We start from the raw sequence: 20,599 nt of genomic DNA, 5'->3' as shown, positions 1-20,599 counted from the left end.
TCCCTGAGCTTCGGCTGGTAGATGGACGCTCACCTCTCGCAGGGCGCGGTTGAGGACATGGATGGAACCGTTGCTTCCTGGATGCGTCTAACCGGCCGTGCCTCTGGCAACCGGATTGCGATTGTTTGCCCGAGTGTTGTCGGTGATGGCGGTGGTGCTCCTCGGGGGCATCATGACGCCGAGGCAAGCCTGTGCGTGCAGTTGTGCGGCCGTCTCCGAGAGAGAAGCGTTCAGAAATGCCGATGTGGTGTTCACTGGGCGGCTCGTCGACCGCGTCCGACCCCTGAGGCTGTTCAACGGCTCTGATGATCCAGTGACACTCGTCTTCGATGTGGAGGCGGTCAATAAAGGGGAAGCCGCGCGCCGGCAGAGCGTGGTGACCGCATCCTCCGAAGGCAGTTGCGGGATCGACGCCCAGAAGGGGCGGAAGTACCTGGTGTTCGCCGATCGTGTTGATGGCAGGTTGCGGTCTGACCTGTGCGGCGGCACCCGCCAGGCCGGCAAGCCGCTTGCGGTGCCGTCTGCGCCGGGTCGGCCACCCACGCCTGGCGAGGACGTTGAGGACAGTGATGACCTCGCTCTCTTGTTCGCTGTAGGGGCGGCCATCGTGGGTGGCCTTGTAGTGGCCCTGCTTCGTCTGCGTCGGCGATGAGTTCACCACCGCCCCGCGCGGCCTGCTGAGGACTCGCCGCGTTCACCAAGGAGACGTGCCGGACCGGGCGCGGACGTGGAACGGACGACGGTGGTCTTCGGGTGGTGTGCAACGACACACCGCCGTGGTCGCCAAACGCGACGGCGGTGCCTCCCGCGGCCCGGTGATGGTGGACGTGTCTGGTATCGGGCACCCACGAATGCAGACAGCGCGTGGCCGGGCGGGCACTGATCCTCCTCCCGGTCGGCGCACGGACTCGCGCCGGAAGACGCTGCTTTCGACGCCGTCCACGGCCACTCCCCGGCAAACCCTCAACGTTGCGGTTCGTCCAGCCATGCGTCGGGGCAACCGGTCCAGGATGTCGGCGATGAGATCGCCCTTGTGGTCGATGGGAGTCAGCGGGAGCAGTGCAATCGCCTCATCGGCGATCTTCATCTTCATGCCGATCCGCGGTAGCAGCCTCGCCTCTTCGCCAGCGCGCACCGCGGCCTTGATGGTCTCGACCCCGACCTGCTATGCCGCCGAAGATGATGAGTATCGTCCCCGGCTCACGCTCGTCCAATGTCCCGTGGCGGTAGGCGCTGAGCGGGAAAGCCGTTCGCGGACCACTATGGGGCCGGCATGACGCTTCACCTGCGCACAGATCGCCGTTGGCGACTCCTCTGCCCAGCCGCACTGGGCCCTGCCCGCATTTACCGAGCGGTGGCTCCGCTGGGGTGCGTGGCCCGTCCACCCTGGCGCTGCGCGTGGACGCCCATCGCGACCGCTTGGCCAGGCGCGAAGATCGCCGGAACAGGCCGCCGTCCAGCGACTCCAGCCAGGTCGCGGTGCTCCGCCACGGGCCCGCCACCAGCCCGCCACGAACAACGCGGCGAACGCTGGCCCAGCCTTGATCGCGCCGTAGACGTAGTCGTCCGTTCGCGGTCGGTGAGCAGGTTCAGCTCGACGGCGGGCGGGGGCCAACGACGCCCGTCCGGCTCCGGCACCAGCCCGTTGTGCTCCTGGAAGGCGTGCGCCTCCTCGCGCATCCACTGGATGCTGGTGCCGCCCGCGCTGGTGGCCCCGGCGTTCCTAGTGTCAGGCCCGCCAGGGCAGCCGAGTCCTCCAGTAGCCGTCCAGCGTCGCTGGCAGTGCCCGCACCGCTTTCCACAGTGCGAGGGGATGGCCGCCCAAGGGGCCGCGCGTGCTCACCAGGGCGGCCGGGGCCTCCACCAGCTGTCCGGCGTCGCTGGCAGTGCCCGCACTGCCTTCCACAGTGCGAGGGGATGGCCGCCCAAGGGGCCGCGCGTGCTCACCAGGGCGGCCGGGGCCTCCACCAGCTGTCCGGCGTCGCTGGCAGTCCCCGCACCGCCTTCCACAGCGCGGGTGGGATGGACCTACCAGGGGGCCGCGCGTGCTTGCCGGGGTGGCCGGGGGCTTCCGGCAGTTGTCCGGCGTCGTTGGCAGTGCCCGCACGGCCTTCCACAGTGCGAGGGGATGGCCGCCCGGGGGTCGCGCGTGCTTGCCGGGGTGGCCGGGGGCCTCCGGTAGTTGTCCGGCGTCGCTGGCAGTCCCCGCAGCTGCGCCAGCACCACTTCCACAACGCGGGTCGGATGGCAGAGCAGGGGCCGCGCGTGCTCGCCAGGTAGCCCAAGAACCGGGAACACGGGCGGCGTCCCCCTGCTGCCGCCGTTGGGCTGCTGGTTTCGGTTGGGTCGGGGTGCTTTCCTGCGTTCGCGTCGCCCCGGGCTGGAGAGCGGGGTCGTCAACGCGCAGGAGGCGGTGCGGGCGGCGGCTCAGGCGCAAGACGCTTGCCGAGGAGCTTGAGTCGCTTTCAGATCGGCGCCGGCGGGCGAAAACGTCCCGGCGGTGCAAAACAGTACAGGCGTGTCACTGTGCACGAGGATGAATGCCCTCTGTCGATATGAATGGCGGGCAGTGCAGGTTCGTCACAGAGAGGAACTATTGACAGGGGGAATCTCCATATCCGGTGCCCGTCCACGTCAGTGGCCATCCCTGTGGAGATGCCCAAAAGGCGGTGACCCCGGCGGCGGGATGCCGCAGGGGTCACCGTGCGAGGGGGTGGACTTACGGTTTGCCGGATCAGCCGGATCCGGGGATCACGGTTGCGTGAAGACGTACGTGACGCTGACGGTCACGTTGCTCGCGCACAGGAGACCCGATCCTGTGACGGGCTGGTTGGTGAAGGTGACCGTGGCCGGGGGAGCGGTGCCGGTGTAGGGGCCGCTCAGGTTGCCGGTGTAGGTGCAGCCGAGAGCGGTCATCTTGAAGCCGTTGATCTTGGTGGTGCCGCTGGTGAAGCTTCCGCTCCACGGGAAGCCGGTGGGGGTGACCGTGACACCGCATCCGGTGGCGTTGGCCCCCGTGACGGAGAACGCGCCGGTGTTGGTCATGGAGCCGCTCAGGGTGGAGCCGCTGCAGGTGGCGACAGTGGTGCCGCCCACCTTGACCACCAGGCTGTTGGAGTTGGCCTTGGCCGTGAACGGACCGTTGGTCCAGCTGTCGGCCGAGGCGGCGGTGGCCGTCAACGCGACGGCGGCGGCGGAGGTCGCGGTGATCGCGGCCAGCTTCGTTACGCGAGACATGCGTCTCTCTTTCTGGAGTGGGCGCGTGAAACACCCGGGTGGGATGGTCGGCCAAGCCGACGGATGTTCGGTTTCGCCCATGTCGCTGGGCGCCGTTGGGTCCCGCGCGCCTCGGGACCGATTGCTGTCGTGGTCGGCTGTTGCGGTCAAAGTCTTCGGGGGTCTGGCGCCTCCTTTGCGTCGCCGATCTGGATTCGCAACGAAAGTAAGCCTCGCTCGGCGCGCTCATCAATACACAAGCGCTAGCTTGGTATGGCCGGATTGTGACACCGATCACATTCGCAGGGATCGTCCTACTCGGTGGCATCCGCGTCCCGGCGCCGGGAGCAGGGGAGACGCGGCGAACCGACGGCTCGGCTTCACCGACCGGATCCGGGTAAGCCCTGCTGCCGTGCCCCGCTCGAACGACCACGCGGTGTTGCGCACGATCCTGTCGGCGCGCTGTCTGCATCGGTCTGTGGCCGCCACAGGCTCGCAACGCCACGTCGGATCCTGCGGGCCACGGGAGCTCGTCGATGCCGTTGACCTGCCGCTTTGAGAGGGCGTCGGCGTGACAGTGCCCGGCGGCGCAAGGTCCGCGAGTCCCATGCCGCGACGTGCACACCGAGGAGGTCTGCGGCGGCGGTCCCGCTGCTGGACGAGCACGCCGGGCACACGCTGCTGCTGGACGACCTGAACACTTTGCGCGGACGACCGCTTGACGCCTCGGCTCTGTGAGGCGGGGGCCTTCCCCTTTCGCCAAGAGCGGGGCCGGTCGCCGCCGACCCAGGCTCACAGAATGCAGCACTCCCACGACCGCCGTCCCGCCCGTCCGCCACCTGAGCCACCAGCGCCCAAACCACCGCCAAACCCACCGGCATCAGCAGCACCGGCCACCCCGCACACCGACACCGGAATGAGCTGCGGCAAGAACGAAACCGCGAATTCCCCGCCTTCGGATTCGCCACATTGGGATCAACCCCAGGCGGAAAGAGTTCGGTGCAGGGGGCGGAGTGTGAGAACCAGGCAGAGTCGGCGTACTTTCGCCGTCATGGAGGGCAAAGAGGCTCGGGAGGTCCGACTGTTCTGCGACGGTGGCGGGGGCGCGTGCGGCGATGACCGTCGTTGACCCTGGCCAGGCGGCCGGGTGGGCGGGCACGGCCCGCCTGGAGCCGGGAATGCTGTCCTTCGCCGGTCGTCTTGGCGGCACCGCGGCGCACGCCCACGCCGCGGTGCAGGTCGTGACGCTCACCGCCGGCACGGTCGTGTTCAGGGACCGCTACGGCGGCCGTCAGCGGGCGGCCGCGGCGATCATTCCGGCCGGGGTGGTGCACGCGGTCGAGGCCCCGAACCCCGTCGACGGGCAGGCGTACGGGACGACGTGTTACCTGGACCCGGCCGGGAGGGCCGCGGCCGCCGTGGCGGCCCGGGTGCGGGCGGCAGGTGATCGGCATCAGGTGAGCGCATGGATCGCCGCCGCAGCCGACACATCCGCCGACCAGCTTCTTGTCATGTCGCACGACCTTGGCGCCCAGGTCACGCGGGCCGGGCTGCATCCGGCGGTGGCCGCCGTCCTGGCCTCGGCGTCCCAGCGGCCGCCGGATCCGGGCGGCCCCGCGCTTCCCGCCTCGCTGACCGAGGCCGCCACGGCGGTCGGATTGTCGGCCACCCGGCTGGGGCACCTGTTCACCGAACAGCTCGGACTGCCCTACACCGCCTGGCGGCGCTGGGTCCGCCTCCAGCACGCCATGGCGGCCGTGCAAGAGGGCGCCACCCTCACCCACGCCGCACACGCCGCCGGGTTCACCGACAGCGCCCACCTGACCCGGGTGTGCCGCGCCATGTTCGGCATCACCCCCACTCAGGCGGCCCGCGCCGCCGGATGGCATCCGCACCGACGCCGCCAGTGGCCCGGCCAGCAGCTCCGATGACACCGTGAGCCCTGCCCGGTTCTCCGGCGATCCGTTGCCGGCCCCGTGGTCAGCCGATTCGTACAAGGCCCGGCGTCCTGATCCGGGCGAAGCTGGCCGCCATGAGCACGACCACGAACACCACGACAGTGACCACCACCACTAGTTCGCCGATCACGCGGGCGGTGCGGACGACGGTGCGTTACGGGTACGCCCCGGCGATGCTGCTGGGCGTCAACGGCGCCGCCATAGCACTGACCAGTGCCGGGGCCACCCACGGCACCGGGAAGGTCTGGCTGCTGGCGCTGCTGGCCGCCGCCATCGCCGCCTCGTTCGCGGCCGAACGTCTGCTGCCCTACGCACCGGACTGGAACCGCTCACTGGGGGACGCGGGCCGCGACACCGCGCACACCCTGGTCAACGAGACGCTCGTCTTGGGCAGCGTCGCAGCCATCCCCGCGCTGGCCGCCGTCGTCACGATCGTCGACATCTGGCCACACGCCTGGCCGATATGGGCACAGGTGCTGGCGGCCGTCCTTGCCGCCGACGCCGGGATCACCCTGGTGCACTACGCCAGCCACAAGATCGGCGTGCTGTGGCGCTTCCACGCCGTCCACCACTCGGTGAAACGCTTCTACGGCCTCAACGGGCTGATGAAGCACCCGCTCCACCAGACCATCGAGATGACCGCCGGTGTCACCCCGCTCCTGCTGGCCGGACTGCCCGTCGACGTGGCCTCCGCGCTCGCCCTGGCCGTGGCGGTGCAGTTGCTCCTCCAGCACTCCAACGCCGACTACCGCATCGGCCCGGCCAAGCACGTCCTGGCGCTCAACGAGGGCCACCGTTTCCACCATCTCAAGTGGGCCGGCGTCGGTGACGTCAACTTCGGCCTGTTCACCCTGATCTGGGACCACCTGCTGCGCACCTACTCCTACGACGGCGCCCGCCGCTTCACCTCCGACGATCTGGGCATGGCCGCCAAACCCCACTATCCGGTGCGCTACCTGGCCCAGCTCGCCGAACCCTTCAAGCCCACCGGCGCCTGCACCACCAGTCCCGCAACCGGCCACAGCACCGGGCAGCCGTCAACCGCCGGTTGAGGTGATCGGCCGCCTAACAAGGATTGCCGTAATGGACGACATCGCCGACGACGCCCACCAGCCTGTCCACGCCACCACGGCACGCTCACCCATGCCGCAGCGGCCATTTGTTCGCCGCGCCGGTGCCCGACAACATCCGGCTGGGGTACCGGACACCAGTGCTGAACGGGTCCGCGCGGCGGCGGTGTCATTGCAACTGGCGCGACGGGACCATCGGCTGCGGGCAAGCCGACACTGCTGGCGGTGCTGGTGACGCCGGAGTCGGGGCGAGCGCTGGTGGACGGTGTTCCGCTGGACGAGATGGACCTGGCGGCGTGGCGGCGCGGCTGAGGTGGGCGCCCCCCCGGGGCACGGCCAGGCACTCGTGGGGCTGCAGTGCGTCCGGGCAAGGGCATGGCGAGCGGCGCGAGACCGTCCGCGCGGTGAAAGTCGCCTGAACTGCAGTAGGCCGCAACCCGCGTAGTCACGGTGCTTCGTGGGCCCGGCGAACCAACGCGTCCACTGATCCTCAGCGCCGTCGACCACCAGCACGAATGGCTTGATCATGAAGACCACCGCGATGAGTTCTGTCTTGCAGCGCCTGTGCGAGTGTCGGCGCGGCACCCAGCCGTAAGTCACGGCTCGCCGACGATGGGTGCGGGAACCCGATGACGTGGCGTATCGAGCGCGCGATGGCGGGGCGGGCGCGGCTGAGGTGGGCGCCCCCGGGCACGGCCAGGGGAATCGTGGGGCTGTGGTGCGTCGGGGCAAGGGTATGGCGAGCGGCGCGAGGCCGTCCGCGCGGTGAAAGTCCGCCTGGACGGCAGTCGGCCGCAACCCGAGTCGTCACGACGCGCTTCGTGAGCCCGGTGAACCACTGCGTCCACCGATCCCCAAGGCCGTCCGCCACCAGTACGAACGGCTGATCACGACGCCCACCGCGAGGAGTTCTGTCCTGCAGCGCCTGTGCAAGTGTCGGTCGTGGCGTATCGAGCGCGCGATGGCGGGGCGGGCGCGGCTGAGGTGGGCGCCCTCAGGGACCACTGCGGGAAGTTCGTGTCCGGCAGCGCCTGTGCGATTGCTGGCGCGGCACTCGGCCGTAAGCCACGTGAAAGTCGCCTGGACGGAAGTTGGCCGCAACCCGTGTCGTCACGACGCTTCGTGGGCCCGGTGAACCAGCGCGTCCACCGATCCTCAAGGCCGTCCACCACCAGCACGAACGGTTCGACATGAAGACCACCGCGAGGAGTTCGTGTCCTGCAGCGCCTGTGCGAATGTCGGCGCGGCACCCGGCCGTATACACGGCTCGCCAAGGGGGGTGGCCGGGCGGGAACCCGATGACGTGGCGTGTCGAGTGCGCGACGGCGTCGCCACCGCCAAACCCTTGAACACCGGGCGCCCCGCGGGCTCCGACGCCAGAACGAACTGCGGCAAGAACGACACCGTGAACACTCATCACCCGCGGCCTCACGATTCAACACCTCCACCCCGCCCCGGACAGCTCCGCGCAGGCCACCATCAGGCCCGCCGCCCGTCGTGGCGATCTCAGCGCGTGGGCGGGAAGGCCGTCGTGCCCGGCGGAACAGGTGAGCAGACTGGTCAGGATTCGAGAAGCGCAGGGCACGGAGCCGCGCCTAACGTAAGTGCGGCTGAAACACGGCGGCCCCGCTGACCAGCCCGAACACCTTGATCTTGGGGCCTCCCGCTTCATCCCGACGTTCGACAAGACCGGGTCTGCGCGACCCGCGACTTCAGGAGTGACCATGACCGGCTCTTCCACCCAGGGAATCAAGACCGTGCTGCATCCCGTGTCCGACCTCGAGAAGGCCAAGGAGGTGTACGCCGCCCTGCTCGGCATCCAGCCGCAGACCGACGGGTCCTACTACGTCGGCTTCGACGCCGAGGGCCAGCACATCGGCCTCGTGCCGGGCGGTGGGCCGCAGGGCCTGACCTCCCCGGTGGCCTACTGGCACGTGTCCGACATCGAGGCGAAGCTGGCCGAGCTGACCGCCGCGGGCGCCACCATCAAGGATCCCGCGAGCGACGTCGGCGGCGGCCGCCTGGTGGCCACCGTCACCGACCCCGACGGCAATGTCCTCGGGCTCATTCAGGACCGCTGACCGCCGCGCCCCGCTCCCGCGCTCAGCGTCGCCGCGACACGAAGCATCGGCGCGTCCACAACACGGACGTCTAGGAGCCAGCGCCTTGCCAGGACAGTGCGCCGTACCTGGTGCCGCCTTCGACTGGACGGTGAGGTGCCGCTGCTGGCCAAGGCGCAACGTGTCCGTGACCGAGGGTGAGGTCGAGATCCTCGAGATCGGCGCGCTGCCGCCGGAGCGGGGCGACCGCTCGTCAGGCGCACCAGCTTCAACCTGCGTACGCCCGCCACGCCGTACTGGTAGGTTCCGCGTCTCCTCGCGCCGCACTCAGGCGTGGCGCGAGGAGACGAGAGGCCCGGCCGCGAGCTGATGTGCGACAACCGCTCGTGGGCCTGGCGCCTCCTCCGCGCTTGCCGCATCGGCGGGCCCCAGCGGCTCCATCAGCCAAACGCGGTCGGCTGGCGTCGCCAGACGGACGTCGCAGGACCGGGCGCATCATCCCGGCCGACATCGCCGATCAGTAGAGGTGGACTGTCGCCACTACCGCCCCGACCAAGGGCCCACCAGACGTACTTCTCGAAGCTGGTCAGATTGCACCAAGCGGCGCCGACGGAACCGGGAAGGCGGCCCCGGGCGGATGGAAACACGGTCACTGACGGCCCTGGAAAAGGGCCGCGCAGTCGTCTGTGCTGCATGTTGCTGACGGCCACGATTTGATCAGCGTGCTCGCGCTGTGTGGACGACTTTGAGGGCGTCAGTGTCGAGAGCCGAAGGGCCAGCTGAAAGGGAACCGGGAAGGTGGCCCGCGGGCGGCTGGGAACACGGTTAGCGATGGCTCCTGGGAAAGGGCCGCGCTGTCGTCTGTGCTGCATGTTGCTGACAGCCTCGATTTGATCAGCGTGCTCGCGCTGTGTGGACGATTTTAAAGGCGTCAGTGTCGAGAGCCGAAGGGTCGGCTGGCGTCTCTTAAACGTCGGCGAGGTACGTACGTCGGCCGTGTACGCCCTGCACAAGCTCGACGGCGTCGGGCGCCCTCAACGAGTCGATCACCGGCCTAACCTGGCCGACGTCGAGCAGTTGATCGGCCTGCTCGACCGGCTCGCCGACCTCGGCAAGTCGGTCTTCGTCCTCGAGCGCCACCGGGCGGTCATGGCCGGACTGGACCACCGGCGCCGGCGCTGGCTGGATCGTCGTCCAGGGCCCCCGCCGACCTTGTCGCTGAGCGCTTCACCTTACCGGCGAACGCCTCGCGACCTTATGGCGGCGCCTGACCGAGGCCCTCGCGCAGACGTGGAGAGCAGTTTTCGTAGCTGACCAGCGACCTGCCACGGACGCGGTGCTCACGCGACCTCGCGCCGCTGCGTCGTGTCCGGCGACCGGATCGGCCCGCGGCCGCCGGAGGCTGAGGGGCTCGTTCGTAACGCGCAATGTCGGCTAGGTGCCCAGCATGAGTTTTTGGTTTGCCCTTTGGCGAGTCGCCGTCCTGGGGGCTTCCACGGCTGGAACGGGCAAGCAGAGCGATCAGGATTCGAGAAGCGCCGGTCAGCGAGCCGCACCTAGCGTGACTGCCATGGACATCACCATTCACGCGAGCTTCCTCCCGCATGACGACCCGGACGCGTCCCTGGCCTTTTATCGCGACGTCCTCGGCTTCGAGGTCCGCAACGACGTCGGATACGACGGGATGCGCTGGATCACGGTCGGTCCCGCTGGTCAGCCTGACACGTCCATCGTCTTGGAGCCCCCGGCCGCCGACCTGGGCATCACCGACGACGAACGCCGCACCATCGCCGAGATGATGGCCAAGGGCACCTACGCCGGCATTCTCCTGGCCACCGCCGACCTCGACGGTATCTTCGAGCGGCTGCGGGCCGGCGGCGCCGAGATCGTCCACGAGCCGACCGAGCAGCCGTACGGCGTTCGTGACTGCGCCGTCCGTGATCCCGCGGGCAACCTGATCCGCATCAACGAACTCCGCTGAGCCGCCCGGCGAGGCGCAGGCCCGACCGACAGTCGAGACGAGATCGGGCTCAGGTGCAATTCACCGGGCGCCCCATGGTGCCCAAGGAGGCCTAGCCGAGAGTGAATGGGAGATTTAGACGCCGTTTCATTTGGCGAGTTGGCGGCCGCCTTAGCCCAGTGCAAGTTATGTGTTTTGTCCGACATACCGTGCCGGGTGCTCGCATCCGATGCGGACACGGGGCGCTCGACCGGTGCCCTGCCGTATCCAACCGTGCCGTATTCGCCGGAGCGTACACGGCGGTCGATCGCTTACCCATTGGGCTGGCCAGGTGGACTCCTCTGGGATTACCCGGCGACGTCCAACTCCTCGTCGGACGGGACTGGCTGACGGCAACGCCGTTCACGGAAGCCAGACCCCGTCCCCGTGACGATCCTCCGCTCCACACAGAAGGCCCAGGCCGGGGGACATGTCTCCCAGGCCTGGGCCTTCATCGTTTCCGGCCCGTCATCACCGACGGGTCATCGGAACGAGCAGTGGGTCAGGCGAAGGTGTCGGCGATGATGATCTGCCCGTCGCGGATGACCCATTTCTGGTTGGGGTGGTTCAGGCAGCTCCAGAGCCGGACGTTGGTGTTGTTGGCGCGGCTGTTGGTGGCGTCCAGGCACACCGGGTTGGAGGCCAGGGTGTCGGCGATGATGATCTGCCCGTCGCGGATGACCCATTTCTGGTTGGGGTGGTTCAGGCAGCTCCAGAGCCGGACGTTGGTGTTATTGGCGCGGCTGTTGGTCGCGTCCAGGCACACCGGGTTCGCGGCCGCGCGCTGGGGAGTGGAGGTGGAGGCCGCGGCGGCCGCCGGGCCGCTGGCCATCGCGGCGAAGGCCAGGACCAGGCCGGTCAGTGCAAGATGCTTGATCACGGGAGCTACCTCTCGGGTGTCTTGGAGCCGGGGTCCTCAGGTTTATCACTCAAGGTGAGTGTGTTGCTGCATACCGTCATGGCCGGTTTCTTGTCACCGCCGGTTCCGCCGCAGCCGCCAGTCGTAGCACAGCTTCGACGGCCAAGTGGACGAGCACGGTTACGAAACTCCAGGTCAACGGCCCCTGATGTGCGTCAAAGTGCGCGCCGGGCCGTCGACGACCCAGCCGACATCCGGGGACGGTGAGCACGCTGCGCGGCTTGGGCGCCGAGCCCGTCATAGCGGGTCTGCTGCTGGGGTGTTGAGGGTCAGTGGCTGGGATTTGTGGCGTGGGATGTGAGGCGTTCCCAGTTGCGGTGGGCGATGTCGGCTTTTTGTTCGGCGGTGAATGGGGCGTTCTCCAGGAAGGAGCGGGCGACGCCGCCGCTGGTGTCTACGAAGGGGAAGCCGCCGGGGCGGGAGCCGTAGGTGAAGGGGTAGTCGGTGGAGTACAGCATCCGTTCGGTCCCTACGACTTCTGCTGTCCAGCGGAGGTAGCGGGGGCTGACGGTGCCGCTTCCGGCGACCCAGAAGTTCTGCTTGAAGTAGTCGGCGAGCGGGCGGGCCAGGCCACCGGCGTCGGCGAAGTAACCGGTGTGGTCGAGATAGAAGAGCACGACCTCTCCCCAGTGACCAGCGATCACCTGGAGTTCGGGGTATCGGTCGAAGACGCCGGAGAAGATCATTCTCAGGTACTGCACGCCCAGGTCGTAGTACCAGCCGATCGCAGGCCCTGCCAGTGCGGTCCCGATGGGACCGATGTTCGAGTAGTAGGCGTCTACCACCGCCTGCACGGGCATCTGCGGGTGGAAGTGGAGGGGAACCTGCAGCCGCTCGGCAGCGGCGTAAAGCTCGTCGTACACGGGGTCGTCGGCCAGTTTGGATCCGGTGCGTCCGTAGAGCATGGCGCCCGGGAAGCCCAGTTCGGTGACCGCCCGCTCCAGTTCGGCGGCCGCGGCCGACGGCGACTGCGTCGGGATCGCCGCGAACGCCTGGAAGCGGTCGGGGTTGCCGGCCACGATCTCCGCGAGCTGGTCGTTGGTGTCGCGGGCCACGGCGATCGCATCTGGGGCAGGCAGGTTCTGCACACCCGGTGACGAGATGGACAGCACTGCCACGTCGACTCCCTGGTCGTCCATGTGCGCCAGCCTCGTGTCCGCGGTGTCGCGCAGTCGCTGGGCGACGGGGCTGTCGCCGAACCCGAGGTTCGGCAGTTCCGGTACTCCGGCCCGCGCCCAGGCCTCCATGACCGTGGGCAGGACGACGTGTTCCTCCAGCGCGATGATCCGCAGTCGGTGGGACATGCACCGCTCCTCAGGGCCTGTATCAATGGAAACGATTTGACTGTATCACTGATACAAACAGTGGAACCATGAATGCTGTATCGTCGCTACATGACACAACGTCCGCATGGTGGGAGCCGCGCCGCCGACGCCGCGACGCTGGGCCGCGAACAGACCCGGCAGCGGGTCATCGAGGCCGCCATCGGACTGCTGGCGCGCGGGGGGCGCGACGCGGTCACCACCCGCGCGGTCGCTGATGCGGCGGGCCTGCGGCCGCCGGCCATCTACCGACTGTTCGGCGACAAGGACGGGCTGCTCGACGCGGTGGCCGAACACGGTTTCGCCGCGTTTCTCGCCACCAAGCACGTCGCCCCCGACCCAGCGGACCCCATCGAGGACCTGAGAGCCGGATGGGACGCCGCGGTCGAGTTCGGGTTGGCCAATCCCGCGCTGTACACACTCATGTACAGCGAACCCACGAGGACGAACTCGGCCGCCTTCCGGGCCGGAATGGAAATCCTGATGGGGCGTATCCGGCGCCTCGCCGCCCACGGCTTGCTTCGGGTCGACGAGGAACTCGCGGCCCAGATCGTCCATGCGACGGGGCGCGGCGCAGTGCTCACCTGGCTGTCCCTGTCCGAGGACCGGCGCGACCCGGCCCTGTTGACCACGCTGCGGGAATCCATGGTCGCCGCTGTCACCAACCAGCAGCCTGCCGTGCGGGACACGGGCCCGGCAGGCGCCGCCCGTGCCTTGCGCGCCGCGCTGCCCGAACAGACGACTCTCAGCAGCGCCGAACAGCAGCTCCTGGGGGAGTGGCTGGACCGCCTTGCCGCCGCCGGTTGAGATGTCGGCGCCCCGCCCGCCCAACGGCTTTCCATATGGCCCATGTGGCGTCGGTCAGCTGGTGACGACGACCCACGTCCTGCATGATCCACACGCGCGACCAGCCTGCCGCCACTTCTACGCACTCACTTTCCCACTGCGGCCCTCCTCGGCTACGGCCGACCGATGACCTTTGCGATGGGCAGGCTCTGGGCCGGCGCCTTGGTCGTGGCGTAGCCGTGGTTCACGTTCTCTCGATGGTCGCTGGCGGCGCACCGATAGGCCGGCCAGGCTGTCGCGGGGGGCGGTCAATGGCACATATCTGGTGGTTTGAAGAGAGTGCCGGGGGGATTCGACTCTCGTCAGCAGGCTGGGCCTGTTGCCGCGACGGGCTTTCGCCAAGGGACGCGCGGATGGCGATGAGGACGGTGTCGGCTTCTGCGTGGGCGGTCTGCGACGGCGAGGGCGAGCCCCGTCAAGAGGTCCACGTTTCTTTTGAGGGTGGCGGTCTCTGTTGACGGCGAAGCCAAGTGGGGGCGGCTACTCCGGTGCACTTCACCGGCGTGGACGGCTTCCTGTGGGAGGTGGCTTCCGTGTGACGAGAGACGAGCCGTCACCCGGCTCGCCAGGTCGGTCATCTGGGGCGATATGGACGGTCAGGGCTGGGGCGGTACGTGCTGCGGTACCGCCCCAGCCGTCACGCGGGACTCCTACCGGTCAGCCGCGGCGCCACTTCTGGTTGGCGCCGCCGTTGCACTCCCACAACTGCAGGGCAGCGCCGTCGTTGCCGTTCCAATCCTTGATGTCGACGCACTTGTTCGCCTGCGGATTCACGAGATCGCCGGCCCCGCTCAGCACGAACTGCTGCGCCGGGTTTCCGCTGCAGTTCGCGATCTGGATCACTGCGCCGTTGTCCCGCGAGCCCCAGGCCACGTCCATGCACTTGTCGTTCTGCGTGCGCAGCGTGCCGCCGGTGAAGGTCCACCGCTGCGCGGCGGTGCCGTTGCACGTGTACGTCTGCAGCGGCACGCCGTCGCTGAAGTTGGCGCCGGGCACGTCGATGCACTTGTTGTTCCAGTTGCTCACCAGCGCACTGGTGTCACCGCCGGGGGAGCCGCCCGCACCGAACGGGGTCAGCGTGATGGAGGCCGAGCGCGGGTCACCGTCGTGCACCAGCGACTCGAAGTTGCCGACGTCGTCGAAGGGGAACCCGTACGCCTTGCCGTCCACCATGTTGGCGTGGATGATCCGCGAGTAGTGGTTGGTCAGCGAGCCGCGGTAGAACTCGGCCGGGTCGTAGCTGGGCTGGGTGTCGATGGTGCCGAGCGTGGAGCGGTGCAGCGCCGCGCAGACCGTGCGGGCGATCGGGCCCTGGACCTGGTCGTTGGGTGCGAAGAGGGCGCCGCTGCAGCCCCACACGTCCGCGGTGCTCGGCTTGTTGATCGAGTGGACCTGCCTGCCGGAGGCGTCGGTGAAGTTCATGACGTTCCCGGACGTACGGCCGAAGTACTTGACGTTCGGCTGGTCCCGGAACGGCACGACGGTCAGGGTCTTGCCGGTGTAGGCGTTCCACGCGCTGTCGATGTAGGGGGCGAGGTAGTTCCTGTCGAACAGCCCGGCGTCGGCGGCCTTGCCGGGGGCCAGCACCCGGAGCACCGTGCCGTCGTTGCGCGTGTGGACCGTGTTCGCCCAGCCGGGCTGCGCCTTGATGGCGTTGATCACCTTGTCCCGGCCGTTGTCGACCAGGTCGCCGGTCCGCTTGGTCACCCCGTTGGCGCCGGTCACGCTGACGGCGTGCGGGATCGCGAACATGTCGACCTGTGTGCTGTTGAGCCACAGGCCCGCGTCGTCGTAGGTGAACTCGCTCCAGTCGAAGAGGATGTCGCGGTTGGGGTCCCCGGCCGCCCACGGCGCGGGCTGCACCAGGCCGTCCGGGGTGAGGAAGAACTTGAGCTTCTCCCCGATGGAGAAGTACACCCGGGCCGACAGGAAGCGCGGGAAGTAGATGGTCGTGCGGCCGCCGTTGGCCGGGCCGGGGATGGACACGTCGGGCGCCGGCGACGGCGGCAGCGAGCCGGCCGGCCAGGGAGAGAACGCCCCGCTCTGGTTCACGTAGCCCAGCCGGCCGCCGGGGCGGGTGTCCTTGCCGAGGACGTAGAGGTAGACCGGTTCGCTGCGCCCGGTGTTGTTGGTGACCGTGACGGGCAGCAGGTCCGGTCCGGTCGCGTGCGCCTGCGTCGTCCCCGTCGCGACGGTGACCGACACCGTGACCGTGGCCGCGGCCAGCCAGGTGAGCAGTCTCCGGCCGGCGGACCTCAACGTCCCTGTCATGAGGGATCTCTTCACTTTCTGTGACATGGCGGGCCTCCATGAGAATCGTGGGGGCGATGTGTGCGGCACCGCCCCCGGCCGTCATGACGGACTCGTACGGTCAGCCGCGGCGCCACTTCTGGTTGGCGCCGCCGGAGCACTCCCAGAGCTGGAGCGGGGTGCCGGCACCGCCCCAGTCGGTGACGTCCACGCACTTGTTGGCCTGCGGGTTGACCAGATCGCCGGCGCCGCTGAGGACGAACTGCTGCGCGGGGTTCCCGCTGCACCGGGCGAGCTGGATGGCGGCGCCGTTGGCGGTGGAGCCCCAGGCGACGTCCATGCACAGGCCGAAGGCGCGGATGGTGCCGTCACCGGGGAAGGTCCAGTTCTGGGCGGCGGTGTTGTTGCAGTCCCACAGTTGCAGGCGCTGCCCGTCGACGCCGTTGGAGTTCGGCACGTCGATGCACTTGTCCTGCCAGCCGATGATCCGGCTGGTGCTTCCGCCGCCGGTGGTGGTGAGGGTCAGGCCGTACGCGCCGAGGATCTCGTTGACCGGCTGGAAGAACGTAGTGCCGCCGCTGGTGCAGTTGCCCGACGCGCCGGAGGTGACACCCTGCGCCTGGTCACCTGACACATAGGGGCCGCCGGAGTCGCCGCCCTCGGCGCACGCGGTGGTCTGGGTGAGCCCGTCGACCAGTGAACCGGAGTAGTTGACGGTCACGTTCTTGGCCTGGACGACCCCGCAGCGCCAGCCGGTGGTGCGCCCGGACCGGCAGATGGACGCGCCGACCGGGGCCTCCTGGGAGCCCGCGACCGCGACGTTGCCGCCGCCGTAGTCGTTCACCCAGGGACGCGGCGTCCAGTCGCCGTTCGTCCGCACCCAGGCGTAGTCGTTGCCCGGGAACGACGAACCGGCGAAGGTGCCCTGGCCGACGTTGTTGTAGCCGAGGGTGGGATTTCCGGCGCGTCCGCAGTGGCCTGCAGTGACGAAGCCGCCGTTGTTCACCGAGAACCCGACCGAGCACAGGACGTTGCCGTTGATGACGTACTGGTCGCCGCCCCGGATGTCGTACACGGGGCGCGGGGCCGCCTGGCCGACGGAGATGCGCACCGCCGCGGTGTCGACGGCGCCGGCCTTCGCGAAGCGTTCCGCCGCGGCGCGATCGGCCGCCGACACCACGACGGTGTTGGCCGCCACGTCGACGTACCAGGCGTAGACGTCCTTGCCTGCCGCCTTGGCGGCCCGGTCGAGCCGCGCCTTCGTGGCGTCCAGTTGTCTCTCGGTGCGCCGGACCGGCACGGGTTCCGCGCCGGCCGCCTTGACGAGGCCGGCGTCCCTGGCGTTCAGGACGCCGACGGCCAACCGCTGCCGGGCGGCGTCGTACCAGGCGCCGCCGAACCGGCCGGCCAGCCGGGTGCGCATCCGGCGCTCGACCCGGGTCGCCGCGGCTTCGTGAGCCTGGCGTACGCGCACCTGCGCGGCGGTCAGGTGCAGGTCGCGCTGCAGCGCCTGCTGCATGGACACCCCGGGCGGGGCAGGGGTCGGACGAGGATCATCGGGCGGGGCGGCCTGAGCGACCGCGGACGGGAAGACGAGTGCGGCGGCGAACACCGCCGCACCGGTCGGCACGGTGAGTCTCATAACGATCCCTGGGGGCGGGGGGCAGATCGTGAGAGCGCTCTCTGTAAAGAGACTTTACAGTTACTTGCCGGTCGGGATCTACCGTTTCGACCGAAGTGCCGCACGCCGATGCGGCGGCGGAGTCGCGGCGAGCGCGCGGGAGTCGGGTGCGTCGACACCCCAATCGGTTCTCGCGGCGCTCTTCCCGGCGCGGGGAAGGACGCAGACAATCGGAATCTCCGAAGGTGCACTTCCATGCCCCGGTGCCTCGGAGTGAACGACGGGCGAACATGGACCGTCCGCGGCCGCGCCATGGGTGCTCGGGGTCTTGTTGTCCGTAGCGTTGACCGAGCACTTTGAGGCGAACATGCAGCTCAGGTCTTGTGGAGCCGCACTCGGTGCCTGCGTGCGGCGGCGACGATTCCTACTCAAACAGTATGTAAAGTACGGTTGTCTGATCATCGGCGCGTACCCATCGTCCGGCGGCCGCCCTCGCGGTCCCGTCACCCTCCGGGAGTGCTGTTGCGTCCCACCGTCTCGTTCCGTGCCGTCCTGACCCGCGCCGTCGTCATCGTCGCACTGCTGGCCGCGGTCGCCCTGCCGGCCTTGCCCGCGTTCGCGGCCGGCCCCTTCGAGCCGCTGCCGCCCCGCAATCCCTACGCCGGCCCCCTCGGCACCGCCACCATGCACGGCGACACCGGGTCCTCCGACGCCACTCCGCTCCCCGGGCCCGCCGCCGGGCCGCTGACCTCGCGCCGTGTCGCCCTCGCCTCGGCCTGCCCGACGGTCCTGGCCGGCGCGGACGGGTACCCCGTGGCGCTGTGCACCGAGATCTTCGGCCAGGCGCCGACGGTCCACCTGCTCGACCCCGCCTCCGGCGACTCCGTCGCTGAACTCGGCCTCACCAAGGGATCCCTGCTCGGCGGCGTCTACGCCTACCTCGACCACGCCGACCGCCTCGTGGTCGTCGACGGCACCCGGGACCTGCTGCGCATCGGCCACCGGAAGACCTCCTCGGGTGGCTGGGAACTCTACGTGGCGAGCCGCCTGCCCCTGGACGCCGTCGTCGCCGGGGACGACTCGGTCGTCGGGCTCTCTCCGGACTGGCAGGGCCGCGTGTGGTTCGCCACCGGCGGCGGCGTCGTGGGCACCGCCGACGACACCACGGGCGTCGTGAGGTCCGTCGCGCTTCCGGCAGGGGAGAAGATCGCCAACAGCATCTCCACCGCGCCCGAGGGCACCGCCGTCACCACCACCCATGCCACCTATCTGCTGCGCGCCGACGCCGCCGGGACGCCCTCGGTCGTGTGGCGGCAGCCCTACGACCGGGGGCCGGGCCGCAAGCCGGGCCAGCTCAGCTGGGGGTCGGGCTCCACCCCGACCTTCTTCGGCCCGAACGGCACCGGCTACCTCACCATCGTCGACAACGCCGCCCCGACGGTGAACCTGCTGGTGTACGCCAGTGCAACGGGGCAGCGGCTCTGCAAGGTGCCCGTTCTGAAGGCCGGCGGCAGCGGCAGCGAGAACTCGCCGGTCGCCGCCGGGAGCGCGGTCTTCGTCGCCGGCACCTACGGCTATCCCTATCCGGCGCTGCCCGAAGACGCCGGCACCAGCGTCCCGGCGTCCGCCGACTTCACCGGCGGCCTGTCGCGCGTGAACGTTACGGCCTCGGGCTGCACCCTGGCCTGGGACACCGTCGTCCGCTCCGCCGCCGTCCCGCGCCTGTCGACCGCGGACGGCCTGCTCCGCACGGTCGTCCGCAAGCCGCTCATCCCCGGCACGACCTGGACCTCGATTCTCGACACCTACGTCTACACCGAGATCGACCCCGCCACCGGCGCCACCGTCCGCACCAAGCCCCTCGGTACCGGCTTCCTCTACGACCCCCTCCAGATGGTCGGCACCACCACCCCCGGTGTCGTCTACCAGGGCACCACGACTGGAATCGTCCGCATCGCCAACGGCTGACAGGCGACGGGCGGCGAAGACCACCCGCCGCCCAGTTGGACGGGGCACGTCGTGCTGGGCGGACGTGGATGCCGGTCATCGAGTGGTTCGGCGGTTCCGTCAAGTGCGGGTCGGCCGGGGGCGCGGCCGCCGCGACGTGGCCAACGGCAGGGTCCGCTACGACCCGGACGACCCTGGTTCCGTGCTCCAAGCCGACCGCAATGCGTTCGACAAGTACTGGTTGGCCGTCGTGCTCGGTGTCATCTGCCTCGTCATGCTGTATGTCGCCAGTCGCCACGCCCGTCGCGGGAAACGACCGCTTCCGATCCCTGCGGAGTTCGCCGCCGCGGCGGAAGAGGACGCCACCGCCACCTGGCCGGACGTCCGCAAGGGCTCGCCATAGGGCCCACCGATGCGATCGGCGGGCGCCTTTCCCGGCTGGGGACTCGTCCGTCCGGGCGGCTCCAAGAAGGTGAACCCGTTACCGTGTGCGCCGTCCGCAAAGACCGGGAGGCGGGGGCGGAAACTCGCCGTGGCGGGCCACAACTCTCCCCTGAAGGGGTTGACGCGAGAACGTCATCCGGTCTCGCGATGAGCGAGGCGTTCGTGCGTGGCCGCCTGCCGCGTCTTCGCAGTGCCGGATGCGGCACGGCGGGCTCGCTGGTGAGGCTTACCTTATATTCGGGGGGTGCAGCCTGCTGAGATTCGCAAGGTGACGACAGAGGCCGAGCTTCGGGAGATCGTCGAAGAGCCGCCGCAGAACATCTGGGACAAGGACATCGCCCGGATCGACGAGCACGCGCGCACGATCATCGCGCACTCGCCCTTCGTGCTGCTGGCGACCTCGAACTCGGAGGGCACCTGCGACGTCTCGCCGCGCGGGGACCCCGCCGGGTCGGTGCTGGTCCTCAACGACCACCAGCTCGTGCTCGCCGACCGCCCCGGCAACCACCGGGTCGACAGCTTCCGCAACGTGCTGGACAACCCGCACGTCGCGCTGCTGTTCATCGTGCCGGGGATGAACGAGACACTGCGGGTGAACGGGCGCGCCGCGCTGGTGTCGGACGCGCCGTTCTTCGACGACCTCACGGTCCAGGGGAGGCGGCCGCGGCTGGCGCTCCTCGTCGACGTCGAAGAGCTGTACATGCACTGCGCGAAGGCGTTCCTGCGCTCGTCGCTGTGGAAACCCGAGACCTGGCCGGACCGCAAGACCCTGCCCACGCTCGGACGGATCGCCAAGGACCACCTGGGGATCAAGAAGATGTCCGTGGCGGCGATCGACGAGACCCTCGCCCTGGACGCCGAAAAGAACCTCTACTGACCTCGATCCGCGGGTTCGGCCGGCGACGGGGTCCGGTGCGCGGGCGGCGACGAGGCGCAGGGGCGCCGGG

The 20,599-nt window shown here is 69.4% G+C and carries 15 protein-coding genes; 9 read left to right on the top strand and 6 right to left on the bottom strand.

Annotated features, from left to right (window positions below):
* The first annotated feature begins 145 nt into the window (after positions 1 to 145).
* Positions 146 to 652, top strand: a complete 507-nt coding sequence (locus ABD811_RS02225) for a hypothetical protein (protein ID WP_344939830.1) — start codon at positions 146 to 148, stop codon at positions 650 to 652.
* A gap of 2,099 nt (positions 653 to 2,751) precedes the next feature.
* Here the strand turns inward: ABD811_RS02225 and ABD811_RS02220 are convergent.
* Positions 2,752 to 3,237, bottom strand: a complete 486-nt coding sequence (locus ABD811_RS02220; protein ID WP_344939828.1) for a hypothetical protein — start codon at positions 3,235 to 3,237, stop codon at positions 2,752 to 2,754.
* A 1,094-nt stretch (positions 3,238 to 4,331) separates the two neighbouring features.
* Here ABD811_RS02220 and ABD811_RS02215 point away from each other — a divergent pair.
* The 3 genes from ABD811_RS02215 to ABD811_RS02205 all read left to right on the top strand — a co-directional run bounded on the left by ABD811_RS02215 (position 4,332) and on the right by ABD811_RS02205 (position 8,325).
* Positions 4,332 to 5,147 (top strand): helix-turn-helix domain-containing protein, encoded by an 816-nt coding sequence (locus ABD811_RS02215; protein ID WP_344939825.1) that lies wholly within the window; start codon positions 4,332 to 4,334, stop codon positions 5,145 to 5,147.
* 101 nt (positions 5,148 to 5,248) lie between these two features.
* Positions 5,249 to 6,226 (top strand): sterol desaturase family protein, encoded by a 978-nt coding sequence (locus ABD811_RS02210; RefSeq protein WP_344939822.1) that lies wholly within the window; start codon positions 5,249 to 5,251, stop codon positions 6,224 to 6,226.
* A 1,742-nt stretch (positions 6,227 to 7,968) separates the two neighbouring features.
* Entirely contained in the window at positions 7,969 to 8,325 is a 357-nt protein-coding gene (locus ABD811_RS02205) for a VOC family protein (protein WP_344939819.1), read from the top strand.
* 945 nt (positions 8,326 to 9,270) lie between these two features.
* On the opposite strand, the gene ABD811_RS02200 is transcribed toward ABD811_RS02205, so the two are convergent.
* Positions 9,271 to 9,444 carry a hypothetical protein gene (locus tag ABD811_RS02200; RefSeq protein ID WP_344941081.1) on the bottom strand — a complete coding sequence of 58 codons (174 nt, stop codon included), beginning with the start codon at positions 9,442 to 9,444 and terminating at the stop codon, positions 9,271 to 9,273.
* A 430-nt stretch (positions 9,445 to 9,874) separates the two neighbouring features.
* Here ABD811_RS02200 and ABD811_RS02195 point away from each other — a divergent pair, with 430 nt between their 5' ends.
* The gene (locus ABD811_RS02195) at positions 9,875 to 10,285 is read left to right on the top strand and encodes a VOC family protein (RefSeq protein WP_344941049.1); all 411 of its coding nucleotides are present in this window, start codon (positions 9,875 to 9,877) and stop codon (positions 10,283 to 10,285) included.
* 520 nt (positions 10,286 to 10,805) lie between these two features.
* Here the strand turns inward: ABD811_RS02195 and ABD811_RS02190 are convergent.
* Together ABD811_RS02190 and ABD811_RS02185 are read right to left on the bottom strand one after the other, a co-directional pair.
* Positions 10,806 to 11,183: a ricin-type beta-trefoil lectin domain protein gene (locus ABD811_RS02190; protein WP_344939817.1), complete on the bottom strand. Its 378-nt coding sequence runs from the start codon at positions 11,181 to 11,183 to the stop codon at positions 10,806 to 10,808.
* A gap of 308 nt (positions 11,184 to 11,491) precedes the next feature.
* Entirely contained in the window at positions 11,492 to 12,526 is a 1,035-nt protein-coding gene (locus tag ABD811_RS02185) for an amidohydrolase family protein (RefSeq protein ID WP_344939815.1), read from the bottom strand.
* A gap of 72 nt (positions 12,527 to 12,598) precedes the next feature.
* Here ABD811_RS02185 and ABD811_RS02180 point away from each other — a divergent pair, with 72 nt between their 5' ends.
* Positions 12,599 to 13,351: a TetR/AcrR family transcriptional regulator gene (locus ABD811_RS02180; protein ID WP_344939813.1), complete on the top strand. Its 753-nt coding sequence runs from the start codon at positions 12,599 to 12,601 to the stop codon at positions 13,349 to 13,351.
* Positions 13,352 to 14,047: 696 nt separating this feature from the next.
* Here ABD811_RS02180 and ABD811_RS02175 read toward each other — a convergent pair.
* Both ABD811_RS02175 and ABD811_RS02170 read right to left on the bottom strand, forming a co-directional pair.
* Entirely contained in the window at positions 14,048 to 15,661 is a 1,614-nt protein-coding gene (locus ABD811_RS02175) for a beta-1,3-glucanase family protein (protein WP_344939811.1), read from the bottom strand.
* Positions 15,662 to 15,761: 100 nt separating this feature from the next.
* Positions 15,762 to 17,282 carry a ricin-type beta-trefoil lectin domain protein gene (locus ABD811_RS02170; RefSeq protein WP_344939807.1) on the bottom strand — a complete coding sequence of 507 codons (1,521 nt, stop codon included), beginning with the start codon at positions 17,280 to 17,282 and terminating at the stop codon, positions 15,762 to 15,764.
* 495 nt (positions 17,283 to 17,777) lie between these two features.
* On the opposite strand from ABD811_RS02170, the gene ABD811_RS02165 reads away from it, so the two are divergent.
* The 3 genes from ABD811_RS02165 to ABD811_RS02155 all read left to right on the top strand — a co-directional run bounded on the left by ABD811_RS02165 (position 17,778) and on the right by ABD811_RS02155 (position 20,529).
* Positions 17,778 to 19,229 carry a hypothetical protein gene (locus ABD811_RS02165; protein ID WP_344939804.1) on the top strand — a complete coding sequence of 484 codons (1,452 nt, stop codon included), beginning with the start codon at positions 17,778 to 17,780 and terminating at the stop codon, positions 19,227 to 19,229.
* Between the two features lie 181 nt (positions 19,230 to 19,410).
* A complete protein-coding gene (locus tag ABD811_RS02160) occupies positions 19,411 to 19,611 on the top strand; it encodes a hypothetical protein (RefSeq protein ID WP_344939801.1) in 201 nt (66 codons plus the stop codon).
* Between the two features lie 309 nt (positions 19,612 to 19,920).
* Entirely contained in the window at positions 19,921 to 20,529 is a 609-nt protein-coding gene (locus ABD811_RS02155; RefSeq protein WP_344939799.1) for a pyridoxamine 5'-phosphate oxidase family protein, read from the top strand.
* The last annotated feature ends 70 nt before the right edge of the window (positions 20,530 to 20,599 follow it).

The organism is Actinomadura miaoliensis (assembly GCF_039536785.1).
GTDB lineage: Bacteria > Actinomycetota > Actinomycetes > Streptosporangiales > Streptosporangiaceae > Spirillospora > Spirillospora miaoliensis.
Note: the sequence above shows the minus strand (reverse complement) of the source record. Positions and strands in the feature narration are given on the sequence as shown.

Coding starts and splice junctions, on each gene's coding strand:
- ABD811_RS02210 (WP_344939822.1), top strand. CDS start 5,249: ATGAGCACGACCACGAACACCACGACAGTGACCACCACCACTAGTTCG.
- ABD811_RS02170 (WP_344939807.1), bottom strand. CDS start 17,282: ATGAGACTCACCGTGCCGACCGGTGCGGCGGTGTTCGCCGCCGCACTC.
- ABD811_RS02180 (WP_344939813.1), top strand. CDS start 12,599: ATGCTGTATCGTCGCTACATGACACAACGTCCGCATGGTGGGAGCCGC.
- ABD811_RS02175 (WP_344939811.1), bottom strand. CDS start 15,661: ATGACAGGGACGTTGAGGTCCGCCGGCCGGAGACTGCTCACCTGGCTG.
- ABD811_RS02195 (WP_344941049.1), top strand. CDS start 9,875: ATGGACATCACCATTCACGCGAGCTTCCTCCCGCATGACGACCCGGAC.
- ABD811_RS02220 (WP_344939828.1), bottom strand. CDS start 3,237: ATGTCTCGCGTAACGAAGCTGGCCGCGATCACCGCGACCTCCGCCGCC.
- ABD811_RS02225 (WP_344939830.1), top strand. CDS start 146: ATGGCGGTGGTGCTCCTCGGGGGCATCATGACGCCGAGGCAAGCCTGT.
- ABD811_RS02215 (WP_344939825.1), top strand. CDS start 4,332: ATGACCGTCGTTGACCCTGGCCAGGCGGCCGGGTGGGCGGGCACGGCC.
- ABD811_RS02185 (WP_344939815.1), bottom strand. CDS start 12,526: ATGTCCCACCGACTGCGGATCATCGCGCTGGAGGAACACGTCGTCCTG.
- ABD811_RS02205 (WP_344939819.1), top strand. CDS start 7,969: ATGACCGGCTCTTCCACCCAGGGAATCAAGACCGTGCTGCATCCCGTG.